Annotated in this window: 21 protein-coding genes; 15 read left to right on the top strand and 6 right to left on the bottom strand. The window is 74.9% G+C overall.

Annotation, left to right across the window (positions count from 1 at the left end):
- Nucleotides 1-49: 49 nt before the first annotated feature.
- Nucleotides 50-508 carry a metallopeptidase family protein gene (locus ACI783_RS11520; protein ID WP_457140559.1) on the bottom strand — a complete coding sequence of 153 codons (459 nt, stop codon included), beginning with the start codon at nucleotides 506-508 and terminating at the stop codon, nucleotides 50-52.
- 154 nt (nucleotides 509-662) lie between these two features.
- On the opposite strand from ACI783_RS11520, the gene ACI783_RS11515 reads away from it, so the two are divergent.
- The 11 genes from ACI783_RS11515 to hpf all read left to right on the top strand — a co-directional run bounded on the left by ACI783_RS11515 (nucleotide 663) and on the right by hpf (nucleotide 13,248).
- Nucleotides 663-1,013, top strand: a complete 351-nt coding sequence (locus tag ACI783_RS11515) for a DUF3499 domain-containing protein (RefSeq protein WP_166521177.1) — start codon at nucleotides 663-665, stop codon at nucleotides 1,011-1,013.
- An 81-nt stretch (nucleotides 1,014-1,094) separates the two neighbouring features.
- Nucleotides 1,095-2,492: a phosphomannomutase/phosphoglucomutase gene (locus ACI783_RS11510; RefSeq protein ID WP_457140558.1), complete on the top strand. Its 1,398-nt coding sequence runs from the start codon at nucleotides 1,095-1,097 to the stop codon at nucleotides 2,490-2,492.
- Complete coding sequence (locus ACI783_RS11505) at nucleotides 2,489-2,698, top strand: Trm112 family protein (protein ID WP_457140557.1); 210 nt, start codon at nucleotides 2,489-2,491, stop codon at nucleotides 2,696-2,698. The genes ACI783_RS11510 and ACI783_RS11505 overlap by 4 nt, the downstream gene beginning before the upstream one ends.
- A gap of 58 nt (nucleotides 2,699-2,756) precedes the next feature.
- Nucleotides 2,757-3,902: an SIS domain-containing protein gene (locus tag ACI783_RS11500; RefSeq protein WP_457140556.1), complete on the top strand. Its 1,146-nt coding sequence runs from the start codon at nucleotides 2,757-2,759 to the stop codon at nucleotides 3,900-3,902.
- A gap of 139 nt (nucleotides 3,903-4,041) precedes the next feature.
- Nucleotides 4,042-5,217, top strand: a complete 1,176-nt coding sequence (gene manA, locus ACI783_RS11495; protein ID WP_457140555.1) for a mannose-6-phosphate isomerase, class I — start codon at nucleotides 4,042-4,044, stop codon at nucleotides 5,215-5,217.
- Nucleotides 5,218-5,454: 237 nt separating this feature from the next.
- On the top strand, nucleotides 5,455-6,939 hold the full coding sequence (gene ahcY / locus ACI783_RS11490) for an adenosylhomocysteinase (RefSeq protein ID WP_457140554.1): 1,485 nt from the start codon (nucleotides 5,455-5,457) through the stop codon (nucleotides 6,937-6,939).
- 210 nt (nucleotides 6,940-7,149) lie between these two features.
- Entirely contained in the window at nucleotides 7,150-7,857 is a 708-nt protein-coding gene (gene mtrA / locus ACI783_RS11485; RefSeq protein WP_457085144.1) for an MtrAB system response regulator MtrA, read from the top strand.
- Nucleotides 7,858-8,080: 223 nt separating this feature from the next.
- Nucleotides 8,081-9,808: an MtrAB system histidine kinase MtrB gene (mtrB, locus tag ACI783_RS11480; RefSeq protein ID WP_457140553.1), complete on the top strand. Its 1,728-nt coding sequence runs from the start codon at nucleotides 8,081-8,083 to the stop codon at nucleotides 9,806-9,808.
- Complete coding sequence (locus ACI783_RS11475; protein ID WP_457140552.1) at nucleotides 9,805-11,535, top strand: LpqB family beta-propeller domain-containing protein; 1,731 nt, start codon at nucleotides 9,805-9,807, stop codon at nucleotides 11,533-11,535. The genes mtrB and ACI783_RS11475 overlap by 4 nt, the downstream gene beginning before the upstream one ends.
- A gap of 96 nt (nucleotides 11,536-11,631) precedes the next feature.
- Nucleotides 11,632-12,429, top strand: a complete 798-nt coding sequence (locus tag ACI783_RS11470; RefSeq protein WP_457140551.1) for a ComF family protein — start codon at nucleotides 11,632-11,634, stop codon at nucleotides 12,427-12,429.
- Between the two features lie 90 nt (nucleotides 12,430-12,519).
- On the top strand, nucleotides 12,520-13,248 hold the full coding sequence (gene hpf / locus ACI783_RS11465; protein ID WP_457140550.1) for a ribosome hibernation-promoting factor, HPF/YfiA family: 729 nt from the start codon (nucleotides 12,520-12,522) through the stop codon (nucleotides 13,246-13,248).
- A 100-nt stretch (nucleotides 13,249-13,348) separates the two neighbouring features.
- On the opposite strand, the gene ACI783_RS11460 is transcribed toward hpf, so the two are convergent.
- Nucleotides 13,349-13,906 carry a GNAT family N-acetyltransferase gene (locus ACI783_RS11460; RefSeq protein ID WP_457140549.1) on the bottom strand — a complete coding sequence of 186 codons (558 nt, stop codon included), beginning with the start codon at nucleotides 13,904-13,906 and terminating at the stop codon, nucleotides 13,349-13,351.
- Between the two features lies 1 nt (nucleotide 13,907).
- Nucleotides 13,908-14,342, bottom strand: coding sequence for a pyridoxamine 5'-phosphate oxidase family protein (locus ACI783_RS11455; protein ID WP_457140548.1), 435 nt, complete (start codon nucleotides 14,340-14,342; stop codon nucleotides 13,908-13,910).
- Nucleotides 14,343-14,431: 89 nt separating this feature from the next.
- Between ACI783_RS11455 and secA the strand changes: the two genes are divergently transcribed.
- On the top strand, nucleotides 14,432-17,608 hold the full coding sequence (gene secA, locus ACI783_RS11450) for a preprotein translocase subunit SecA (protein WP_457140547.1): 3,177 nt from the start codon (nucleotides 14,432-14,434) through the stop codon (nucleotides 17,606-17,608).
- A 156-nt stretch (nucleotides 17,609-17,764) separates the two neighbouring features.
- Here secA and ACI783_RS11445 read toward each other — a convergent pair whose 3' ends face one another.
- Together ACI783_RS11445 and ACI783_RS11440 are read right to left on the bottom strand one after the other, a co-directional pair.
- Nucleotides 17,765-18,346: an Rv3235 family protein gene (locus ACI783_RS11445; RefSeq protein ID WP_457140546.1), complete on the bottom strand. Its 582-nt coding sequence runs from the start codon at nucleotides 18,344-18,346 to the stop codon at nucleotides 17,765-17,767.
- Nucleotides 18,343-19,128 (bottom strand): LysM peptidoglycan-binding domain-containing protein, encoded by a 786-nt coding sequence (locus ACI783_RS11440; protein WP_457140545.1) that lies wholly within the window; start codon nucleotides 19,126-19,128, stop codon nucleotides 18,343-18,345. The genes ACI783_RS11445 and ACI783_RS11440 overlap by 4 nt, the downstream gene beginning before the upstream one ends.
- A gap of 85 nt (nucleotides 19,129-19,213) precedes the next feature.
- On the opposite strand from ACI783_RS11440, the gene ACI783_RS11435 reads away from it, so the two are divergent.
- Nucleotides 19,214-19,780: a hypothetical protein gene (locus ACI783_RS11435; RefSeq protein ID WP_457140544.1), complete on the top strand. Its 567-nt coding sequence runs from the start codon at nucleotides 19,214-19,216 to the stop codon at nucleotides 19,778-19,780.
- Between the two features lie 17 nt (nucleotides 19,781-19,797).
- On the opposite strand, the gene ACI783_RS11430 is transcribed toward ACI783_RS11435, so the two are convergent.
- Nucleotides 19,798-20,046: a helix-turn-helix domain-containing protein gene (locus ACI783_RS11430; RefSeq protein ID WP_457140543.1), complete on the bottom strand. Its 249-nt coding sequence runs from the start codon at nucleotides 20,044-20,046 to the stop codon at nucleotides 19,798-19,800.
- Between the two features lie 195 nt (nucleotides 20,047-20,241).
- Here ACI783_RS11430 and ACI783_RS11425 point away from each other — a divergent pair, with 195 nt between their 5' ends.
- Nucleotides 20,242-20,982 carry an SAF domain-containing protein gene (locus ACI783_RS11425; protein WP_457140542.1) on the top strand — a complete coding sequence of 247 codons (741 nt, stop codon included), beginning with the start codon at nucleotides 20,242-20,244 and terminating at the stop codon, nucleotides 20,980-20,982.
- Nucleotides 20,982-22,259: an AAA family ATPase gene (locus ACI783_RS11420; protein ID WP_457140541.1), complete on the top strand. Its 1,278-nt coding sequence runs from the start codon at nucleotides 20,982-20,984 to the stop codon at nucleotides 22,257-22,259. Before ACI783_RS11425 ends, ACI783_RS11420 begins: the two co-directional genes overlap by 1 nt.
- Nucleotides 22,260-22,281 lie beyond the last annotated feature (22 nt).

Below are 22,281 nucleotides of genomic sequence, written 5' to 3'. Positions count from 1 at the left end.
GGGGGTCCGCCCTGAGCGTGCGGAGGGCGGGGAGGAAGGGGGTCCTCCATCAGCCGGTGGGGTCGATCTCCTCCGGGTCGCGGCCCAGCAGCACCGCCACCTGGTCGACGACCACGTCGCGGACCAGGTCGGCGAGGTCGTCGCGGTCGGCGGCCCGGATCTCCAGCGGGCGCCGGTAGACCACGATCCGCGCCGGGTGCTCGCGGCCGTCCTCGCGGCGGGCGGGCAGCACCCGGGCCAGCGGGACGCTGCCGTCGTCCAGCACGTCGGAGTCGAGCACGACGTCGTCCGGGCTGGAGTGGTCGACCCACGGGACGTCCTCGACCGCGAACTCGACCCCGGCCAGTTCCCGTTCCCACCGGCGCTCCAGGTCCTCGACCGCGTCGAGGACCAGGTCGTCGAACTGCTCCGCCCGGCTGCGCGACAGGGGAACGGTGGACGGCACCAGCCGTCCGCGCAGCCCGCGACCGTGTCGGTCGCGCCGGGCGCGGGCAGGGAGGCGGTCCATCGCAGGCAGAGCGTACGGCTCCCGGCGCGGTCCGGGGACGCCGGTTCCGCGAGGTGCCGGGTGGCCCGGTGGGGCTGGTGGGACGGGCCACCCGGTGTGCCTGCTCCCCAACTCACGGATCCGCGATTACTGTGCCGGTCGTGAGGAACCGGTGGTGAGGCAGTCCCGTCGCTGCTCGCGCAGCGGCTGCGCGCAACCGGCAGCGGCGACCCTGACCTACGTGTACGCGGAGTCCACGGCCGTCGTCGGGCCGTTGGCGACGTACTCGGAGCCGCACAGCTACGACCTGTGCGAGTTCCACGCCCAGCGCCTGACCGTGCCGCGGGGCTGGGAGGTCGTGCGGCACGAGATCGACGCCGACGACGCCGGCATGACCGGCGACGACCTGTTGGCCCTCGCCGACGCCGTCCGCGAGGCGGCCCGCCCCGAGCCCCCGCGCAACCCCGCCGACGACGGCAGCGGCACCCGCCGCGGCCACCTCCGGGTGCTCCCCAACCTCCCCTAGTCGCTCTCCCGGTCCGCTCCGGGATCCCGCCGCGAGCTCACCAGCGGTGAGGGGTAGGGGTGTCCTTATATGGTTCGGCGCGTGACAGACCTGTCGTCGATCATCAAGGCCTACGACGTGCGTGGGCTCGTCCCCGAGCAGTGGGACGAGGACGTGGCGCGGGCCATCGGCGCCGCCTTCGCCGAGTTCGTCTCCGCCGAGGCCCTGGCCGCGGGGAGCGAGGCGACCGCGGTCGTCACCGCCCACGACATGCGCGACTCGTCGGTCCCGCTGTCCCGCGCGTTCGCCGAGGGGGTCCTCTCCCGCGGCGTCGACGTCGTCGAGGCCGGGCTCGGCTCCACCGACATGCTGTACTTCGCCGCGGGGTCGCTGGAGATGCCCGGGGCGATGTTCACCGCCAGCCACAACCCCGCGCAGTACAACGGCATCAAGCTGTGCCGCGCCGGCGCCGCCCCGATCGGCCAGGACTCCGGCCTGGTCCAGATCCGCCGGTGGGCCGAGACCGAGCTGGACGCACCCGGCACCGCCTTCGGCCGTGCGCCCGACCGGGTCGGCAGCGTCTCCGCGCGCGACCTGGTCGCCGAGTACGCGGCCCACCTGCGCCGGCTGGTCGACCTCTCCGGCATCCGCCCGCTCAAGGTCGTGGTCGACGCCGGCAACGGGATGGGCGGCTTCACCGTCCCGGTGGTGCTCACCGGGCTGCCGCTGGACGTCGTCCCCATGTACTTCGAGCTCGACGGCAGCTTCCCCAACCACGAGGCGAACCCGCTGGACCCGGCCAACCTGGTCGACCTGCAGGCCGCGGTCCGCGAGCACGGCGCCGACATCGGTCTGGCCTTCGACGGCGACGCCGACCGCTGCTTCATCATCGACGAGCGGGGCGAGCCGGTCAGCCCCTCGGCGATCACCGGGCTGGTCGCCGTCCGGGAGCTGGCCAAGGGGCGCGGGACCACGATCATCCACAACCTGATCACCTCCCGCGCCGTGCCGGAGATCGTCCGCGAGCACGGTGGGGAGCCGGTGCGCACCCGTGTCGGTCACTCGTTCATCAAGGCGGAGATGGCGCGCACCGACGCGGTCTTCGGCGGCGAGCACTCCGCGCACTACTACTTCCGGGATTTCTGGCGCGCCGACACCGGGATGCTCGCCGCGATGCACGTGCTCGCGGCGCTCGGCGAGCAGTCCCGGCCGCTGTCGGAGCTGACCGCGGAGTACGAGCGCTACGCCGCTTCCGGCGAGATCAACTCCACCGTCACCGACGCCGCCGGGCGGGTCGCCGCGGTGCGGAAGGCCTTCGAGGAGGGCGAGGGGGTGACCGTCGACGAGCTCGACGGGCTGACCGTCTCGCTGCCCGACGGCTCCTGGTTCAACCTGCGGGCCAGCAACACCGAGCCGCTGCTGCGGCTGAACGTGGAGGCCCCGGACGCGGCACGGATGGCCGAGCTGCGCGACGAGGTGCTGAGGACGGTGCGGGCATGACCGACGGCGACACCGGCGGACGTGCGGACACGCTGGGCATCGACCCGGCGCTGCTGGAGATCCTGGCCTGCCCGGACACCCACCACACCCCGCTGACCCTCGACGTGCCCGCGGCGGAGCTGGTGTGCCCGACCTGCCGGCGGGCCTTCCCGGTGCGCGACGGCATCCCGGTGCTGCTGCTCGACGAGGCCCGGCTGCGGCCATGACGACGGGGCTCGTGACGACGGGGCTCGTGACGACGGGGCCCGGGAGAGGGGGCCGGGCGTGACCTCCCCCGAGCTCGCCGAGGAGGTCCTCGACGACCTCTCCCTGTTGCGGGCCCGCGACCCCCGGGGCCTGCTGCCGGCGGTCGCCGGCGCCGGTGCCCAGGTGCGGGAGACCGCCGCGCTCACCGGCGAGACCGACCTCGGCCGGGTCACCGCCGGTGGCCGTCCGCGCGGGCTGGTCATCGTGGGCCGGCGCGAGGGCGCGGTGGCCGCCGAGGTGCTGCGGAGCCTGCTGGGCCCGGCGAGCCCGGTCACCGTCGACGTCGTCCCCGGGCCGGCGCTGCCGGTCTGGATGGGCGCCTCCGACATCGCGGTGGTCGCCACCCGGACCGGCGCCGGGCAGTACGCCGTCGCACCGGCATACGAGGCAGCCCGCCGCGGCGTGGCCCTCGTCGGCATCGGTGCGGTCGACGCCCCGCTGCACGCCGCCTGCGCCACCGCCCGCGCGCCCTACGTGCCGCTGCCTGCCAACCGGGTGCGGCACGCCACGCTGTGGTCGCTGCTCACCCCGATGCTGCTGCTCGCCGCCGAGCTCGGGCTGCTGCCGGGCGACACCGCCGACGTCTCCCCGGTCGCCGACGCGCTGGACGCGGTCGCCGCGGAGTGCGGGCCGGCCCGGGAGTCGTTCGTCAACCCGGCCAAGACGCTGGCGCTGGAGCTGCTGGACGCGCTGCCGGTGATCGTCGCCGAGGGGCCGCTGGCCGGCGCCGCGGCGGGGCGGGTCGCCGACCAGCTGGCCACCCTCGCCGGGCTGCCGGCCACCACCTTCCGGCTGCCCGACCAGCGGGTCGCCGCGCGCACCGTGCTGGCCGGACCGCTGGCTCCGGAGGGCGGCGAGGACGACTTCTTCCGGGACCGGGCCGAGGACACCGGCCGGCGGCTGCGGCTGCTGACCCTGCGGGACGCCGGCGCCGGCGCCAGCGAGGGGGCGCACGAGCGCGATCCCCGGTCGGCGGGGGAGGCGATGACGGAGGTGCTCCGGATCGCCGCGGAGCACAACGTCCCGGTGAGCCGGCTGGGTGACGACGACCAGCCCGAGCGCCACCCCCGGCTGGCCCGGGTGGCCCGGCAGCTGGCGGTCGCGGACTTCAGCGCCGTCTACCTGGCACTGGCCCTGGACCACGAGCGGGCGCTGGGCTCGTGAGCGGCACCCCCACGGCGTGGGCGACGGCGCCGGACGCGACTGCCCCGGCCGGGTGAGCCCCGACGGCGTGGGTCTCCAGCTCAGGAGGGAGGTGGCCGACTCCCGGGAAGTGACCACTCCACCGGTAGCCTCCGCATCGATGTGGCAGCTGGACAGCCCGGTGCGGCACTACCCGTGGGGGAGCCGGACGGTCATCCCCGAGCTGCTCGGCCTGCCCTCGCCGGCCGAGCAGCCCTTCGCCGAACTCTGGATGGGGGCACACCCCGACGCCCCCAGCCGGCTCGCCGACGGCACCGGCCTGGACGATGCGATCGCGGCCAACCCCGACGAACTGCTGGGCACCCGGGTGCGCGAGCGCTTCGGCCCGCGGCTGCCGTTCCTGATGAAGGTGCTGGCCGCGGACACCCCGCTGTCGCTGCAGGCGCACCCCACCACGGCCCAGGCCGAGGTGGGCTTCGCCGCCGAGGAGGCCGCCGGGGTCCCGCACGACGACCCGACGCGGACCTTCAAGGACCGGTTCCACAAGCCGGAGCTGCTGCTCGCGATCACCCCGGTCGAGGCGCTGTGCGGCTTCCGCCCGGTGGCGGAGTCGCTGCACTGCCTGGCCAAGCTCCAGCTGCCCGAGCTGATGCCGACGATCGCGGCGCTGGCCCACGGCGGGCTGCGGGCCGCGATCCCGCAGCTGCTGGCGCTGTCGCAGCTGCGCAGGACGTCGCTGGTGGCCGCGGTGGCCGAGCGGGCCGCGTCCTTCGTCGCCGCGCACGACCCGGAGTTCATCAACACCTACCGCTGGGCGGCCACGCTGGCCGAGCAGTACCCGGGTGACCCCGGCGTCGTCATCTCCTTGATGTGCAACCACCTCCGGCTCGCCCCGGGCGAGGCCGTGTTCCTGCCCGCCGGCAACCTGCACGCCTACCTGTGCGGGGCCGGCGTCGAGGTGATGGCCAGCTCGGACAACGTGCTTCGCGGTGGGCTCACCAGCAAGCACGTCGACCTGGCGGCGCTGATCGAGGTGCTCGACTTCACCGACGGCCGGGTGCCGGTCATCCACCCGGTGCTCGGCCCGGGCGGCCTGCGCTACCCGGTCCCGGTCGACGACTTCGACCTCACCCGGTGCCAGGTCGACGTCGACCCCGGTGTGCTGACCACCGCCGGCCCGCAGCTGCTGCTGTGCGCCGAGGGCACCGCACGGCTGGCCGCGGCCGACGGCGAGCTGGTCCTGGAGCGGGGGCAGTCGGCGTTCGTGCCGGCCGGGGCCCCGGTCACCGCGCGCGGCCCCGCCGTGCTCTACCGGAGCACCACCGCCCTGCGCTGAGGGGAGGACCCCGCTGCCCCCCACCGCTCGCACGCTCGCGGCGGGACCCTGCAGGGGGGCCGTTCCAGCACCTCACCAGGCGGCCGACCCGGCAGCTCACCTGCACTACCCTGAGACGCGGCACGAGCCCCGCCGAAGCCTCGGCATGCTCGCTCACCGCGTCCGCCTGACCGATCGTCAGGGGACTCAGCGACCGACGACCGCCCGCCGACCGAGCGGGCCGGACACTGGAGCGACATGACCGCCAGCACTGGCAACCCCGTCCTGACCGACGGCGACTTCAAGGTCGCCGACCTCTCCCTCGCCGGCTTCGGCCGCAAGGAGATCTCCCTCGCCGAGCACGAGATGCCCGGGCTGATGGCGCTGCGCGCCGAGTACGGCGACGCCCAGCCGCTGGCCGGCGCCCGGATCGCCGGCTCGCTGCACATGACCATCCAGACCGCGGTGCTCATCGAGACGCTGACGGCGCTCGGCGCCGACGTGCGCTGGGTCAGCTGCAACATCTTCTCCACCCAGGACCACGCCGCCGCGGCCATCGTCGTCGGCGACGGCACCCCGGAGCAGCCGTCCGGCGTCCCGGTGTTCGCCTGGAAGGGCGAGACGCTGGAGGAGTACTGGTGGTGCACCCAGCGGCTGTTCGAGTTCCGGGACGAGAACGGGGACGTCGTCGGGCCGAACATGGTGCTCGACGACGGCGGCGACGCCACCCTGCTGATCCACCTGGGCACCCGGTTCGAGGCCGACGGCGTCGTGCCCGACACCACCGACGCCGACTCCGAGGAGTACGGCGTCATCCTCGACGTGCTGCGCGGCACGCTGGCGACCGACGGGCAGTACTGGACCCGGATCGGCCAGGGCATCAAGGGCGTCACCGAGGAGACCACCACCGGCGTGCTGCGGCTGTATGAGCTCGCCCGCGAGGGCCGGCTGCTCTTCCCGGCGATCAACGTCAACGACTCGGTCACCAAGAGCAAGTTCGACAACCTCTACGGCTGCCGGCACTCGCTGATCGACGGCCTCAACCGGGCCACCGACGTGATGATCGGCGGCAAGGTCGCCGTCGTCTGCGGCTACGGCGACGTCGGCAAGGGCTGCGCGGAGTCACTGCGCGGCCAGGGCGCCCGGGTGATCGTCACCGAAATCGACCCGATCAACGCCCTCCAGGCCGCGATGCACGGCTACGAGGTGACCACGCTGGACGAGGTCATCGGCAAGGCCGACATCATCATCACCGCCACCGGCAACAAGGACATCATCTCCGCCGAGCAGCTGGCCTCGACCAAGCACCAGGCGATCATCGGCAACATCGGCCACTTCGACAACGAGATCGACATGGCCGGCCTGGCCCGCACACCCGGCGTCACCCGGACGACGATCAAGCCGCAGGTCGACGAGTGGCGGTTCGCCGACGGCCACACGATCATCGTGCTCTCCGAGGGGCGGCTGCTGAACCTCGGCAACGCCACCGGGCACCCGAGCTTCGTCATGAGCGCGTCGTTCTCCAACCAGACGCTCGCCCAGATCGAGCTGTGGAACAACCGCGCCGCCTACGAGGGCAAGACCCCCGGCGTCACCGTGCTGCCCAAGAAGCTCGACGAGCACGTCGCCCGGCTGCACCTCGACGCCCTCGGGGTAAAGCTCACGACGCTGACCAAGGTCCAGGCCGACTACCTCGGCGTCCCGGTCGAGGGCCCGTACAAGAGCGACCACTACCGCTACTGAAAGGACCCCCTCGCCCCCCGCCCCTCGCAGGCTCGGGGCGGGACCCTGCGAGGGGGCCGTTCCAGCACGTCACCTGCTCGGCGCGGGCCCCTGAAGGGTGGCCGTTCCATCCGCTCACCTCCGCCCCTCACCCCCGCTCGGGGTGAGGGGCGGACGGCTTTCCCGGCCGGGTGGGAACGATTGCCGCGCTCCGTCACGCACAATGGCGCCGTGCCCCCTTCCGCACCCATGCCAGGAGCCAGTCGCGGCCGCGTGCTGGTCGTCGACGACGACGCCGCCCTCGCCGAGATGCTCGGCATCGTGCTGCGGCGCGAGGGATACGAACCCGCCTTCGTCTCCGACGGCGCCCGGGCGGTCGCCACGTTCCAGCAGGTCCGGCCCGATCTGGTGCTGCTGGACCTGATGCTGCCCGGCCGCAACGGCCTGCAGATCTGCCAGGACATCCGCACCCAGTCCACGGTCCCGGTCATCATGCTGACGGCGAAGGGCGACACGATCGACGTCGTCCAGGGTCTGGAGGCCGGCGCCGACGACTACGTGACCAAGCCGTTCAAACCGGTGGAGCTGGTCGCCCGGGTGCGGGCGCAGCTGCGGCGTGGGGAGAACGGTCAGGCGGAGAGCCTGTCCATCGGCGACGTGCTGATCGACGTCCCGGCCCACCAGGTGACCCGGGACGGCGAACCGATCGCGCTGACCCCGCTGGAGTTCGACCTGCTGGTGGCGCTGGCCCGCAAGCCCCGTCAGGTGTTCACCCGGGAGCTGCTCCTGGAGCAGGTGTGGGGCTATCGGCACGCCGCGGACACCCGGCTGGTCAACGTGCACGTGCAGCGGCTGCGCGCCAAGGTCGAGCGCGACCCGGAGAAGCCCGAGGTCGTGCTGACCGTCCGCGGCGTCGGGTACAAGGCCGGCCCCCCGTGAGCGGAGCGGGCCGTGAGCATCGCAGCGAGCGCCAGCGAGCGAGGAGCGGAGGGGGTCGCGGGAGCGAACCACTGGGCGCCGTGAGCGGAGCGGGCCGTGAGCATCGCAGCGAGCGCCAGCGAGCGAGGAGCGGAGGGGGTCGCGGGAGCGAACCACTGGGCGCCGTGAGCGGAGCGTGCCGCGAGATCGGGCCAGTGGGCGCCGTGAGCGGGCCGTCCGGCCGGTGAGCACCGTGCCACCCGCCACGTCGGCACCGACGGTGCCCGGGCCCGACGCCGCGCCGGCCGCGCGTCCGGGTGGTGCGCCCGGCACCGCCCAGCGGCTGCGGCGCGGGGTGCGTCGCCGGGCCCGGCGGGCCCGCCGCAAGGCGCTGGTCGGCAGCTGGCGGCTGGCCCGCCGGGCGTTGCACGCCTGGCGGTCCTCGCTGCAGCTGCGGGTCGCCTCGATCACCGTCGTCGTCGCGGGCGCGGTGGTGGTCGTCGTCAGCCTGGTGCTGTTCCGCCAGATCACCGACCAGCTGCTGGGCGTGAAGGAGCAGGCGGCGATCGACCAGTCGCTCAACGGCATCCCGTTCGCCCAGTCCGAGGTCAGCGCCATCGCCACCGGTGACTCCGCCAGCGTGCGGTCGGCGCTGGCCCGCACCGTCGAGGGGCTGCAGCAGCGCGGGGGCGCCGCCGGCGACTTCGACGTCGTCATGCTCTACCGCTCCGGTGAGTTCGAGCGGCCGGCGGTCAGCCGGCGCGACGTCTACCCGGCGTTGCCCGCCGACCTGCGCGCGGAGGTCGCCGCCGGCTCCCAGGCCTACCGCTACGCCCCCGTGTCCGACGACGAGGGCAACCCGGTGCCCACCCTGCTGGTCGGCGCGCCGGTGCCCACCGATGCCGGGGCGGGGGAGCGGGTGGAGCTGTACTTCGCCTTCCCGCTGGACCAGGAGCAGGAGAGCCTGGAGCTGATCCGCAGCACCGTGGTGATCAGCGGGACCGCCCTGGTGCTGTTCGTGGTGGGGATCGGGGTGCTGGTCACCCGGCTGGTCGTCGACCCGGTGCGGCGCGCCGCGGCAGGCGCCCAGCGGCTCGCCGAGGGGCACCTGGAGGAGCGGCTGGCCGTCCGCGGCGAGGACGAGCTGGCCCGGCTGGCCACCAGCTTCAACGCGATGGCCGACAGCCTGCAGCGCCAGATCACCCAGCTGGAGGGCCTGTCCCAGCTGCAGCAGCGGTTCACCTCCGACGTGTCCCACGAGCTGCGCACGCCGCTCACCACGGTGCAGATGGCGGCCGCCGTCCTGCACGACGCCCGCGACGAGTTCGACCCGGCGGTGGCCCGTTCCGCGGAGCTGCTGCAGGCCGAGCTGAACCGCTTCGAGGTGCTGCTGTCGGACCTGCTGGAGATCAGCCGGTACGACGCCGGTGCCGCGGTGCTGGAGGCGGAGGCGCAGGACCTGCGGCGGCTGGTCGAGCAGTCGGTCGAGGGGATGACCGCGCTGGCCGAGCGGCACGGCTGCGAGCTGCGGGTCGACGTCCCCGCGAAGCCGGTGGTCGCCGAGGTCGACGGCCGGCGGATCGAGCGGGTGCTGCGCAACCTGGTGGGCAACGCGGTGGAGCACGGCACCGGACGCCCGGTGGAGCTCACCCTGGCCGCCTCGGGCAGCGCCGCGGCGATCACCGTCCGGGACCACGGCGTCGGCCTGAGCAGCGCCGACGCCCAGCACGTCTTCGACCGCTTCTGGCGCGCCGACCCCTCACGGGTGCGCACGGTGGGCGGCAGCGGGCTGGGCTTGTCGATCAGCCTGGAGGACGCCCGGCTGCACGGGGGCTGGCTGCAGGTGTGGGGTCAGCCGGGGCAGGGCGCCCAGTTCCGGCTCACCGTGCCGCTGACCGCGGGTGCGGCGCTGACGAGCAGCCCGCTGCCGCTCCGCCCGGTCATGCCGCGCCGGACGGAGGACGCCCGGTGACCGCCCGGCGGCGGTGGACCGCCGTGTTGAGCCTGCTGGCGGTCCTGGTGCTGGCCGGCTGCAACACCGTGCCGAGCAGCTCGCCGACCGTGCGGATCACCCACGTTCCCCAGCCGCCCCGCGGGGACGTCGGGCTCGAGCCGTTCGGCCCGGTGTCCGGGGCGACCCCGGAGGAGGTCGTCCGGGGCTTCATCGAGGCCAGCGCCAGCCCGACCCGCAACCACCCGGTGGCCCGCCAGTACCTGGCCACCGGGGCGGCGGAGTCCTGGTCCGACGCCGACGGCATCACGATCATCAGCCGCGACTACGCCGCGGTGCGCGCCGAGCCGGGCACCGTCGAGGTGACCGCGGCGAAGGTGGGCAGCGTGGACCAGCGGGGCGTCTTCACCGTGGCCGGCGACGAGCAGTACAACGGCTCCTTCACCCTCGTGCGGGAGGAGGGGGAGTGGCGGATCACCGACCCGCCGGGTGGCCTGGTCATGCTGCAGCCGGACTTCGAGCGCACCTACGACCAGCTCGACGCGTTCTTCCTCGACCCCACGTTCAGCCGCGTCGTGCCCGACCCCCGTTACCTGGTCTCCGGCGACGCGCAGTACAACCTGCTGGTGGAGCGGCTGCTCAGCGGGCCCGCGCCGACGATCGCCGCCGGGGTGGAGAACCCGCTGGCGGGGGCGCAGCTGCGCAGCGCGGTCGAGGTGTCCGGCCAGACCGCGACGGTCGACCTCACCTGGCCGGACCGGGTCTCCGACACGACGCTGGAGGCCGCGGCCGGCCAGCTGGTCTGGACCCTGGTGCGCGCCGGCCTCGGCGCGGTCGAGGTGCGCCGGGACGGCCAGCCGTTGGGCATCCCCGGCCTGCCCACCGCGCAGACCACCGACGACTGGGTGCGCCTGGACCCGGACTACGCACCGGCCGACGCGGTGGGGCACTACCTCGCCGGCGGCGCGCTCCGCCGGGCCACCGACGGGGAGCCGGTGCCGGGCCCGGCGGGTGCCGGGGCCTACGGGCTGCAGTCGGCGGCGATCACCACCGACCGGGAGGGCGCGCTGGGCCTCACGGCGGGTGTCTCGACGTCGGTGAACCCGATGGGTGCGCCGGCGACGCTGTTCGCGGGGCCGTACGGCGGGGAGATGGCCCCGGTACTCGGCGGTCCGGGCTTCACCCCACCGACCACCGCGGGTCCCCGCGCGGAGGTGTGGACGGTCCGCGACGGCACCGAGGTGGTGCGCCTGGCCGCCGGGGGTGCCCCGCAGACGGTGAGCGCGACGACGTTGGCCGGCCTGGGGCGGGCGACGGCGTTCCAGCTGTCGCCGGACGGGGTCCGCGCGGCCTTGGTCATCGAGGGCCCCGACGGCGGCCGGTTGTACGTCGGCACCGTGGTGCGCGACGAGGAGGCGGTCAGCGTCCGGGACCTGCGCTCGATCACCCCCTCACTGCGGGAGGTCACCGACGTGGCGTGGCGGAACGCAGGCGTGCTGGTCGTCCTCGCCGCCGACGCGGGGGAGGAGCGCGCCGTCCCCTGGTCGGTCGACGTCGACGGCTGGGCGCTGACCGCGCTGGCCACCGCCGGCCTGCCCGCTGACCGGACCGGCCTGGCCGCCGCTCCAGGTCGCCCGTTGCTGGTCAGTGCCGATGGCACGATCTGGCAGCTGGTCAGCGGCACCTGGGTGACGCCGATCCGCAGCGCCGGGCCGCTGGCCGGTGGAGCGCCCTTCTACCCGCTCTGACCCGCCGGTGACCGCCGCCGTCCCCAGCGCCGGTGGGCGTCCCCAGGACGCAGTGCGGGACGGTGGTTCGCGCGGGAGCCGGGCAGCCTGGTGCCCGTGGGCACGACGCCGGCCGGCCCGGGTTCCCAGTGGCGTGGCCTGCTGGGGGACGCCGTCCGCACGCTCGCCGACCTGGTGCTGCCGCGTGCCTGCGCCGGCTGCGCGGTGCCCGGCCCGGTGCTGTGCCCGCGCTGCCGGGCGCTGCTGGCCCGCCCCCGGCTGGCCCAGCCGCGGCGGCACCCGCCGGGCTTCCCGCCCACCGTCGCCGCCGGCGCCTACGCCGGGCCGGTGCGCCCGGCGGTGGTCGCGTTCAAGGAGCACGGCCGGGCGGAGCTGGCCGTGCCACTCGGCAGCGCGCTGGCGCTCGCGGTCGCCGCGGTGCTGACCGGCCTGGCGCACCCGCCTGCGCCGGGCGCGCCGGTGCTGCTGGTGCCGGTGCCCAGCTCCGCCGCGGCGGTGCGGGCCCGCGGCCGGGACCACGTGCGCGAGCTGGCCGACCGGGCGGTGGCGGACCTGCGCGCCGCGGGGACGCAGGCCACGACCGTCCCGCTGCTGCGACGGCCCCGGGGCGCCGTGGACAGTGCGGGGCTCGGGGCGCGGGAGCGGCAGGCCAACCTGGCCGGCCGGTTCGCCGTGCGGGGCCGCCCGGTGCCGTCCGGCGTCCTGGTCCTGGTCGACGACGTGGTGACCAGCGGGGCCACCCTGACCGAGGCCGCCCGGGCGCTCCGGGCCGCGGCGGAGCAGGCTCCGCCGGCCGACACGCCGGTGCTCGCCGCGGTGGTCGCCGCGACCCCGCGGCGCGGCTCCGTGCCCCGGACGGCGCCCCCACCAGGGGCGTTCACCGTGCGTCGCTGACGGCGGCCCCCGAGGGGGGCGTCTCCGGTGTCGGGAACCGGAAGACGCAACTAGCGTGGGTGCGATCACACCCGCTCACCGGGAGGTCTCATGGAGATCGTGGTCCGTGGACGCAACGTCGAGGTGCCCGAGCACTTCCGCACGCACGTCGAGGACAAGGTCGGTCAGCTCGAGCGCTTCGACGGCAAGTTGATCCGCATCGACGTCGAGCTGTTGCACGAGAAGAACCCGCGCCAGGCGGCCAACTGCCAGCGCGTGGAGATCACGCTCCGCGGCAAGGGCCCGGTGGCCCGCGCCGAGGCGTGCGCCCCCGACTTCTACGCCGCGCTCGAGCTCGCGGTGGACAAGCTGGAGAACCGGCTGCGGCGGGCCAACGACCGCCGCCGGGTGCACCACGGCCGCCGGACTCCACCGAGCGTCCGGCTCGACGGCGTCTCCGACGCTCCCGTGGAGACGATGCTGGCCGGCAAGGCCGCCGACCTCGGCGGGGGCGTGCCCGACCTGGAGCCGAACGCCGCGCCGCTGGTCACCGACCTCGACGAGCACCTGCCCGGCCGGATCGTGCGCGAGAAGGTCCACTCGGCCACGCCGATGCACGTCGACCAGGCCCTCTACGAGATGGAGCTCGTGGGCCACGACTTCTTCCTGTTCCTGTGCGCCGACACCGGCCAGCCGTCGGTGGTCTACCGCCGGCACGCCTTCGACTACGGCCTGATCCGGCTGGGTGCGCAGGTGCCGGGTGCCCAGACCGCCGGCGCCGACGCGGCGAGCGGCGGGGACAGCGTCGGGACGACGGAGCGGGAGCCGGCCACGGTCTGACGAAGGGCCTCCCTGCCCCCACCACTCGCCAGCTCGCGGCGGGCCCCTGCAGGGAGGCCGACGGCGGGCCGTCTCCCTCCCGGGAGGCGGCCCGCCGTCGTCAGTCGCCGGGCAGCCGGGAGAACAGCGCCGCGTCGCCACGGCTGCCGTCCCGGTACGGCAGGTAGGAGCGCAGGACGCCCTCCTGGGTGAAGCCCGCCCGGCGGGCGACGGACTGTGAGCCGGTGTTGCGCACGTCAGCGACGAGGTAGACCCGCGGGGCGCCGAGCCCGATGGCCCACTCGGCCATCGCGTGCGCCGCCTCGGCGGCGTACCCGGTTCCACGCGCGTCGGGGGCGATCCAGTAGCCGACCTCGGGGCCCAGCGGGTGCTGGTTGATCCGGTGCACACCGGTCGACCCGATGAACCGCCCGTCGGCCTCGATGGCGACGGTCAGCCCGGTGCCGGCTGCGCGCTCACCCGGCGCCTCCCGGGTCACCCACGCGACCGCGTCGTCCCGGGTGTACCGCGGACCGACCGCCGGGATCCAGCGTCCGATGTCCGGGTCCTGGCAGGCGGCCAGCACCGCGTCGACGTCGTCGGGCCGGTAGGGGCGCAGCACCAGCCGCTCGGTGCGCACCACCTCGGTGGTCAGGTCCACGCCGCTGAGGTCGAGCACGTCAGTCCTCCGTCGGTCGGGGAGCGGATCGTTCCGCGTTGCCCAGCACCCGGTCCACCGAGATCTCGATGACCACCCGCGCGGGGTTGGGGCGGGGCTGCTTGTAGCGGCGGGCGTAGCGGGCCTCGGCGTCGGCGATCGACGCGGCGTCCTCCCGCAGCACCGCCGTCCCCTCCAGCGTCGCCCAGCGCCGCCCGTCGACGGTGCAGACGGCCACCCGGGACTGCCCGGACCGGACGTGTCGGGCCTTCACCGACGTGCCCGAGGTGATCACCCGGGCGGTGCCGGTGGCCGCGTCGAAGGTGACCCCGACCGGGACGACGTGCGGCGTGCCGTCGGCGCGCAGCGTGGTGAGGGTCGCCAAGTGCCGTTCGGTGAGGAACGCGACCAGGCCGGGGCCGAAGGACGGCCGGGGCGGTGTGGTGGGGGAGGACACGCCCGCAGACGGTACGGCCGGGACCGCGCGGGGTAGGGAGATCGGCCACGTCGGGACCGCTGCCCGGCTGCGCCGCCTACGCTGGGGTCGTGGTGTTCTCCAAGATCCTGCGTGCCGGTGAGGGCAAGATCGTCCGTCGTCTGTCGAAGATCGCCGATGCGGTCGAGGCGCTGGAGGTCGAGGTCGTCGACCTCACCGACGCCGAGCTGCGGGCCAAGACCGACGAGTTCAAGGCGCGCTACGGCGACGGGGAGACCCTCGACCAGTTGCTGCCCGAGGCGTTCGCGGTGGTGCGCGAGGCGAGCAAGCGCACGCTGGGCCAGCGGCACTACCGGGTCCAGCTGATGGGTGGCGCGGCCCTGCACCTGGGGAACATCGCCGAGATGAAGACCGGTGAGGGGAAGACGCTCACCGGTGTGCTGCCGGCCTACCTCAACGCGCTGTCCGGCGAGGGCGTGCACGTCATCACCACCAACGACTACCTGGCCACCCGCGACGCGGAGTGGATGGGCCGGGTGCAGCGGTTCCTGGGCCTGAGCGTCGGCACGATCGTCTCCGGGCAGCGGCCCGACGTCCGCCGGGAGCAGTACCTGGCCGACATCACGCACGGCACGAACAACGAGTTCGGCTTCGACTACCTGCGCGACAACATGGCCTGGTCCAAGGCCGACCTGGTGCAGCGCGGGCACGCCTACGCCATCGTCGACGAGGTCGACTCGATCCTCATCGACGAGGCCCGCACGCCGTTGATCATCAGCGGCCCGGCCGAGTCCAGCGCCCGCTGGTACGGCGAGTTCGCCCGCATCGCCCCGCTGATGAAGCGCGACCGGCACTACGAGGTCGAGGAGAGCAAGCGGACGGTCGCCATCACCGAGGAGGGCGTGGAGTTCGTCGAGGACCAGCTGGGCATCGACAACCTCTACGAGGCGGCCAACACCCCGCTGATCAGCTACCTGAACAACGCCCTCAAGGCCAAGGAGCTGTTCAAGAAGGACCAGCAGTACATCGTCAGCAACGGCGAGGTGCTCATCGTCGACGAGTTCACCGGCCGCGTGCTGGCCGGTCGCCGCTACAACGAGGGCATGCACCAGGCCATCGAGGCCAAGGAGCGGGTGCAGATCAAGGACGAGAACCAGACGCTCGCCACGATCACCCTGCAGAACTACTTCCGGCTCTACGCCAAGCTCTCCGGCATGACCGGTACGGCGCAGACCGAGGCCGCCGAGCTGCACCAGACCTACGGGCTGGGCGTGGTGCCGATCCCGACCAACCGGCCGATGATCCGGGCCGACGAGGCCGACCTGATCTACAAGACCGAGAAGGCCAAGTTCGAGGCGGTCGTCGACGACATCGCCGAGCGGCACGAGGTCGGGCAGCCGGTGCTGGTGGGCACCGCCAGCGTGGAGAAGTCCGAGCTGCTGTCGAAGTTCCTGCTCCGCCGCGGCATCCCGCACGAGGTGCTCAACGCGAAGAACCACGCCCGGGAGGCCGCGATCATCGCGATGGCCGGTCGGCTCGGCGCGGTCACCGTGGCCACCAACATGGCCGGCCGAGGCACCGACATCCAGCTCGGCGGCAACGCCGAGTTCATCGCCGACGAGGCGCTGCGGGCGAAGGGTCTCAGCCCGACGGAGACCCCGGAGGAGTACGAGGCGGCCTGGGACGACGCACTCGCGGCGGCCAAGGAGCAGGTCAAGGCGGAGCACGACCAGGTCGCCGAGGCCGGGGGCCTCTACGTGCTGGGCACCGAGCGGCACGAGAGCCGCCGCATCGACAACCAGCTGCGCGGTCGCTCCGGCCGGCAGGGCGACCCGGGCGAGTCCCGGTTCTACCTGTCGCTGGGCGATGACCTGATGCGCCGGTTCAACGGGCCGATGCTCGAGAACATGATGAACACGCTGCGGGTCCCCGACGACCAGCCGATCGAGCACAAGATGGTCAGCCGGGCCATCCGCTCGGCGCAGACGCAGCTGGAGCAGCAGAACTACGAGGTCCGCAAGGACGTCCTGAAGTACGACGAGGTGCTCAACCGCCAGCGCACGGTCATCTACGCCGAGCGCCGCAAGGTGCTCGACGGCGAGGACCTGCACGTGCAGGTGCGCAGCATGGTCGACGACGTCGTCGCCGCCTACGTGGACGGCGCCACCGAGATCGGCTACGCGGAGGACTGGGACCTCGAGCAGCTGTGGACCGGCCTGAAGGCGCTGTACCCGGTGGGCCTGGACCGGCAGGAGCTGCTGGACCGGGTGGCCGACGGCGACCAGGCCGCGCTCACCGCCGACGTGCTCAAGGCCGAGCTGCTCGCCGACGTGGAGCGCGCCTACGCGGAGCGGGAGGGCACGCTCGGCGCGGAGGTCATGCGCGAGCTGGAGCGGCGGGTGCTGCTCTCGGTGCTGGACCGCAAGTGGCGCGAGCACCTCTACGAGATGGACTACCTGCGGGCCGGCATCCACCTGCGCGCGATGGCCAACCGCGACCCGGTCGTGGAGTACCAGCGCGAGGGCTACGACATGTTCAACGCGATGCTCGACGGGATCAAGGAGGAGTCCGTCGGCTTCCTGTTCAACATCGAGGTCAAGACCAAGGAGCAGCAGGAGGCCGAGGCCCGGGCCAAGCAGGCGCAGTCCGAGGCGGAGGCGCTGGCCCGCGCCCAGGCCGGCACCCAGCGGGTGCTGGCGCGGCAGGCCGCGGCCGCGGCCGCCCAGGCGGCCACCGCGACGGCCGCGCAGGCGCCGGCGCGCACCGACGGCGACGGGGCTGCGCCGGCCACCGACGGCGCGGCGCCGACCACCGACGGGAACAGTGCACCGCCCGCCGCGACCGGCGATGGCGCCGTGCCGGCCGGCAGTGGTGCGGTGCCGGCCGGCAGTGGTGCCGTGCCGGCAGGGAACGGCAACGGCTCGGGCAACGGCTCGGGCAACGGCTCGGGCAACGGCGCGGGGACCGCGAGCTCCGCCCGTCGCGCCCGGAAGCCCGCCACCGCCACCGCCACCGCGACGGCTCCCGAGGCCCCGGCCGCCGCCGCGGTGCCCGGGGCGCCCGCCGGGGGGCCGGAGCTGGAGGTCAAGGGCCTCGAGGCGCCGAAGCAGGAGCAGCTGACCTACAGCGCGCCCGGCCTGGACCAGTCCGCCAAGGACGCCGGCCGGCCGAAGGCGGCCAAGTCGGCGACGGTCACCGGCACCAAGGAGACCCCGCGCAACGCTCCCTGCCCCTGTGGCTCGGGCAAGAAGTTCAAGCAGTGCCACGGGTCGGCTGCCAACAGCTGAGAAGAGGCCCCCTTCCTCCCCACCCTTCGCAAGCTCAGGGCGGGCCCCTGGAAGGGGGCCTGACGACGCTCCGCTGAGCTGCAGGTCGGCGGGGCGACCCGAAGGACCCCGTCCCCTCGACCTCCGCACGCGCGGGCGAGCCTCCGGACGGGGCCGTCAGCCGATCTGCAGCGCGGTGCACCGCCAGCGCCCGTCGATGCCCTCCAGGCGAGCGGCGACCGCGTGGGCCCGCCCGGCCCGGCGGGCCACCGCGCTGACCTCCGCGACGCCGTCCACGGGCTCGCAGACGTGCACCCGGCCGACCAGCAGCGGCGCCGTGCCCTCGGCGCACCAGCGCGGACGGCGCCGCTGGGCGAGGGCGGTGAAGAGCGCGGGGGTGACCAGCGGCTGCAGCTGTGCCATCGGTCGGCGGCCGGCGAACGCCTCCAGGGTGAGGGTGACCAGCCGACGGCCGGCCGAGGCGGCATCGGGCAGTTCCGCGCGCCCCGACCAGCGGGGGCCGAACTCCACCTCCTCCGGGGCGAACAGGTGCGCCGCCCGGTCCAGCCGGGGGCGCGGGCCGGGCGGTGGCGCCGGCCGGCGGCGCCGGTGACCGGGCACGAGCAGCCGCACCGGGTGCGCGTCCGGCTCCAGCGCCGGCCCCGGGGTGCGCACCACCGTCAGGTGCATCCGCGGTCGCGTGGTCGGCTCGGCCACGCCGGGCACGGGCGGGGGCAGTTGGTGCTGGGGTGCGCTCATCGGAGCTCCTGGGAGGGCGAGGGCGGGGCCTGCAGCACCTGACCGGGCAGCAGGAGGTCGGGGTCGGGGCCGATCACGTCGGCGTTCGCCTGCCACCAGGCGGCGACCGCGCTGGTGGTGGCGGCGTCGGTGACCGGGGTGCCGGGGGACGTCCGGGCCAGCCAGGCGGCCGCGATGTCCCAGAGGCAGTCCCCGCGCAGCACCACGTGCTGCGCGGACCGCACGTCGGGCGGGGTGGGGCCGGCCGTCCCGTCCGCGGCGTCGCCGGGGTGGTCGCCGGCTCGTGGCCAGTCACCACCGGGCGCGGCGGGCCAGTCGATGTCGGAGCCGAGTGGTCGCTGGCCACCGGGTGCCGTCGGCCAGTCCACGGACACCGGCGACCCGAGGTCGGTGGCGTCGGCGACGGTCGCGACGACGGTCGGCGCGGGCACTGCCACCGTGGGTGCGGCGGTGACCAGACCCAGTCCGACGGCGAGCGCGGCCGTTCGACGGGCACCGGCCGGCAGCAGCAGGTGGAGCAGCCGGCTCGCCGCACGGCCGGCCGTGCCCGGCGTGGCCGACAACGCGGTGAGGAGCAGGCCCACGGCCCCCCAGCCCCAGCAGAGCCAGGCCGCCGCAGTGACCCCGGCGAGGACCAGTGCGTCCGGTCCCGCGCCGTCGACCAGCCCCTGCGGGTCGGCCAGCGCCGTCCGCACCGCGGCCGGATCGGTGCCCAGGGCAGCCAGCGCCCAGGCGACCGCAGCCATGGTCGCCGTCGTCGTCATCCATCGCCGAGTGGACATCACACCTCCTGGATGACCACCAAACAGGATCAACGCAAGCAAATGCAACCAAATGCAAGGATCTGTGGACGGCTACGCTCCCGCCATGCGCTGGGAGCAGCTCTTCGCCGACCTCGAGGCGCAGGCGGCTGAGCAGGAGGCGGCCGAGCTCGACGCCGAGGCGGCGTCCCGGTCGCGGGCGGAGCTCGGCCGGCTGCAGCTGACCGATCGGCTGCGCGGCGCGGTCGGCACCGAGATCGCGCTGGCCTGTGCCGGGGTGGGTGAACTCGCCGGACGGCTGGTCGAGGTGGGCGTCGACTGGCTGCTGCTGACCGACGTCCAGCAGCGGGAGCTGCTGGTCGCCACCCGCGCGGTCCGGGCGGTGAGCGGGCTGACGACCGTGACCGTGGAGGTCCCCGACGTCGGTGCGCCGTCGCGGCTGGACCTCCGCCGGGCGCTGCGTGGCCTGGCCCGCGATCGTGCGACGGTGCAGTGCCTGCTCGACGACGGCAGCGTCTTCGCCGGCACCGTCGACCGGGTGGGCGCCGACCACCTGGAGCTCGCCGAGCACGCGGTCGACCGCCCGCGCCGGCGGGGTGCGGTCAGCGGGGTGCGGGCGGTCGTGCTGGCGGCGGTGGTCGCCGTGCGCACCCTGCCGCCGGCGGTGGTCTGAGCCCGGAGCTCAGCCGGTCAGGAAGGCGAGTCGACCTGCGCGTCGTGCGCCGCGCTGTCGAGCGCCTCCGGCTCGCCTGCACGCGCCTCGGCGTACTTCTGCTGGATGAAGCGCTCCAGCTCGTCCTTCTCCACCCGCCACTGGCCCCGGCCGCCGATCTGGATCGCGACGAGCTCCTTGCGGCGGACCATCGCGTAGGCCTGCGACCAGGAGACGTTGAGGATCTCCGCGACGTCGTCGAGGGTCCAGAACCGCTGGGTCGCCATGAGGTGGGTCGCTCTCCCGTCGAAGGTGGTCGCCAGTCTGTCAGTCGGGTGGTCCAGGCCTGCACCGTCCACCCGAACGTGTGGACAACGGCTGCGGGGCCGGCGGTCCCTCGGTCATGATCTGCCTCCGCCGCACCGAGCGGTACTGCTCCGGACGCATCCCGTCCGGCCGTGATCCGGGGAGGACGACCAGGCATGAGCGTGCCGAGCACCCCCGTGGCCCCCGGCGTCGGGTCGGCGCCGACCGGCCCGGTCGTCCGGCGCGTCCGCCCGCCGCGCTGGCTGGACCTGCGCCTCGTCCTCGGTGTCCTGCTGGTGCTCGGGTCGGTGCTGGTCGGGGCCCGCGTCGTCACCGCGGCTGACGCGACCGTGCCCGTGTGGTCGGCCGGCGCCGACCTGGCGGCGGGCACGGTGCTGACCGCCGCGGACCTGGTCTCGGTGCCGGTGCGGCTGGACGACGTCGCTGGCGCCTACCTGTCCGCGAGCACCCGCCCGGAGGGCCGGGTGCTCGCGCGGGCGGTCCGCGCAGGTGAGCTGGTGCCCAGGTCGGCGCTGGAGGAGGTGACCGGGCAGGTCCAGCTGGCGCTGCCGGTCCAGGCCGGGTTCGTGCCGCCGGGGCTGTCCCGCGGTCAGCTGGTCGACGTCTACGCGGTGGCCGACCCGGCCGTGGGCGCTTCCCTCGAGACGGGGGGCGACGTGGACCTGGTGGTCGGCGCCGCCCCGGTCCAGGCGGTGACCGGCCGGTCCGACGGCGTGCTGTCGGCCTCCACGAGCACCCTGCAGGTCGTGGTCACCGTCCCGACCGGCGACGCCCCTGTGGTGCTGGCCGCCATCGGTGGCCGCGGGCTGGTCGTGGTGGTGCGCGACTCGGTCGACGCCGCTGCCGGAACGGCCACCTACGGGGACGCCTCCGCCGACCGGGGACCGACCGGCTGATGGGGCTGCAGGTCTTCACCGCCGTCACCGGGGCGGCCTGGGAGTCCGAGCTGGTCGGAGCCCTGGACCGGGAGGACCACGGCGTCACCGTCGTCCGCCGGTGCGTCGACGTCGCCGACCTGCTCGCCGCGGCCAGCACCGGCACCGGCCAGGCCGCGCTGCTCTCCGCTGAGCTGCGGAGGCTGGACGGCGCCGCCGTGACCAGGTTGATCGCCGCCGGGGTCGCGGTGGTGGGGTTGGTCGAGCCCGGTGACCTGCGTGCCGGCGACCGGCTGCGCCAGTTCGGCGTCGAGCGGGTGCTGCCGGCCGACGCACCGGCGGAGGAGATCGCGCGGGCGCTGCGGGCCGCGGTCGCCGGGGGTGTGCCGGCCGGCCGGGACGTCGCCGACCCGCGTGGGGCCCTCCGCCCGGCCGAGCCGGGTCAGGAGGAGCCGCCCCGGCCGGCCGGGCGGGGTCGGGTGGTCGCCGTCTGGGGTCCGACGGGAGCCCCGGGTCGCACCACGGTCGCGGTGGGCCTGGCCGACGAGGCGGCCCGGCTGGACGTGAGCACCCTGCTGGTGGACGCCGACGTCTACGGCGGCGTGGTGGCCCAGGTCCTCGGGCTGCTGGACGAGTCGCCGGGGGTGGCCGCTGCCGCGAGGCAGGCCGGCGCGGGCACCCTCGACGGCCCCGCGCTGTCCCGGCTGGCCGGGGCGGTGGGGCCGCGGCTGCGGGTGCTCACCGGGCTGGCGCGCGCCGACCGGTGGCCGGAGCTGCGTCCGCAGGCGGTCGCCGTGGTGCTGGAGGAGGCCCGGCGGCTGGCCGCCCTGACCGTGGTCGACTGCGCGTTCTGCCTGGAGGAGGACGAGGAGCTGTCCTTCGACACGGCGGCGCCCCGGCGCAACGGCGCCACCCTGGCCGTGCTCGAGGCCGCCGACGAGGTGCTGTGCGTGAGCGGTGCCGACCCAGTGGCGCTGCAACGGACGATCCGGGCGCTCGACGAGCTGCGTGAGGTGCTTCCCGAGGTCCACCCGAGGGTGGTCGTCAACCAGCTGCGCCGCGGCCCGGTGGCCGGGGACCCGCGGCGGGAGGTCGCTGCGGCGCTGGCCCGCTTCACCGGCGCGGAGGTGGACTGCTTCCTCCCCGCGGACCGGCGATCGACCGACGCCGCCCTCGCCGCGGGCCGGACGCTGGCCGAGGTGGCGCCCGGGTCTCCGCTGCGGGCCGCGCTGCGCGAGCTCGCCGCCGGCCTGAGCGGTGCGCCGGTGCCGGTGGGCCGTCGGCGCGCTCGCGGCTGAGCCGCCGGTCGGGGCCGAACCG

This window comes from Modestobacter sp. SYSU DS0511 (assembly GCF_054050755.1).
This window is presented reverse-complemented; position numbering and strand designations above follow the sequence as displayed.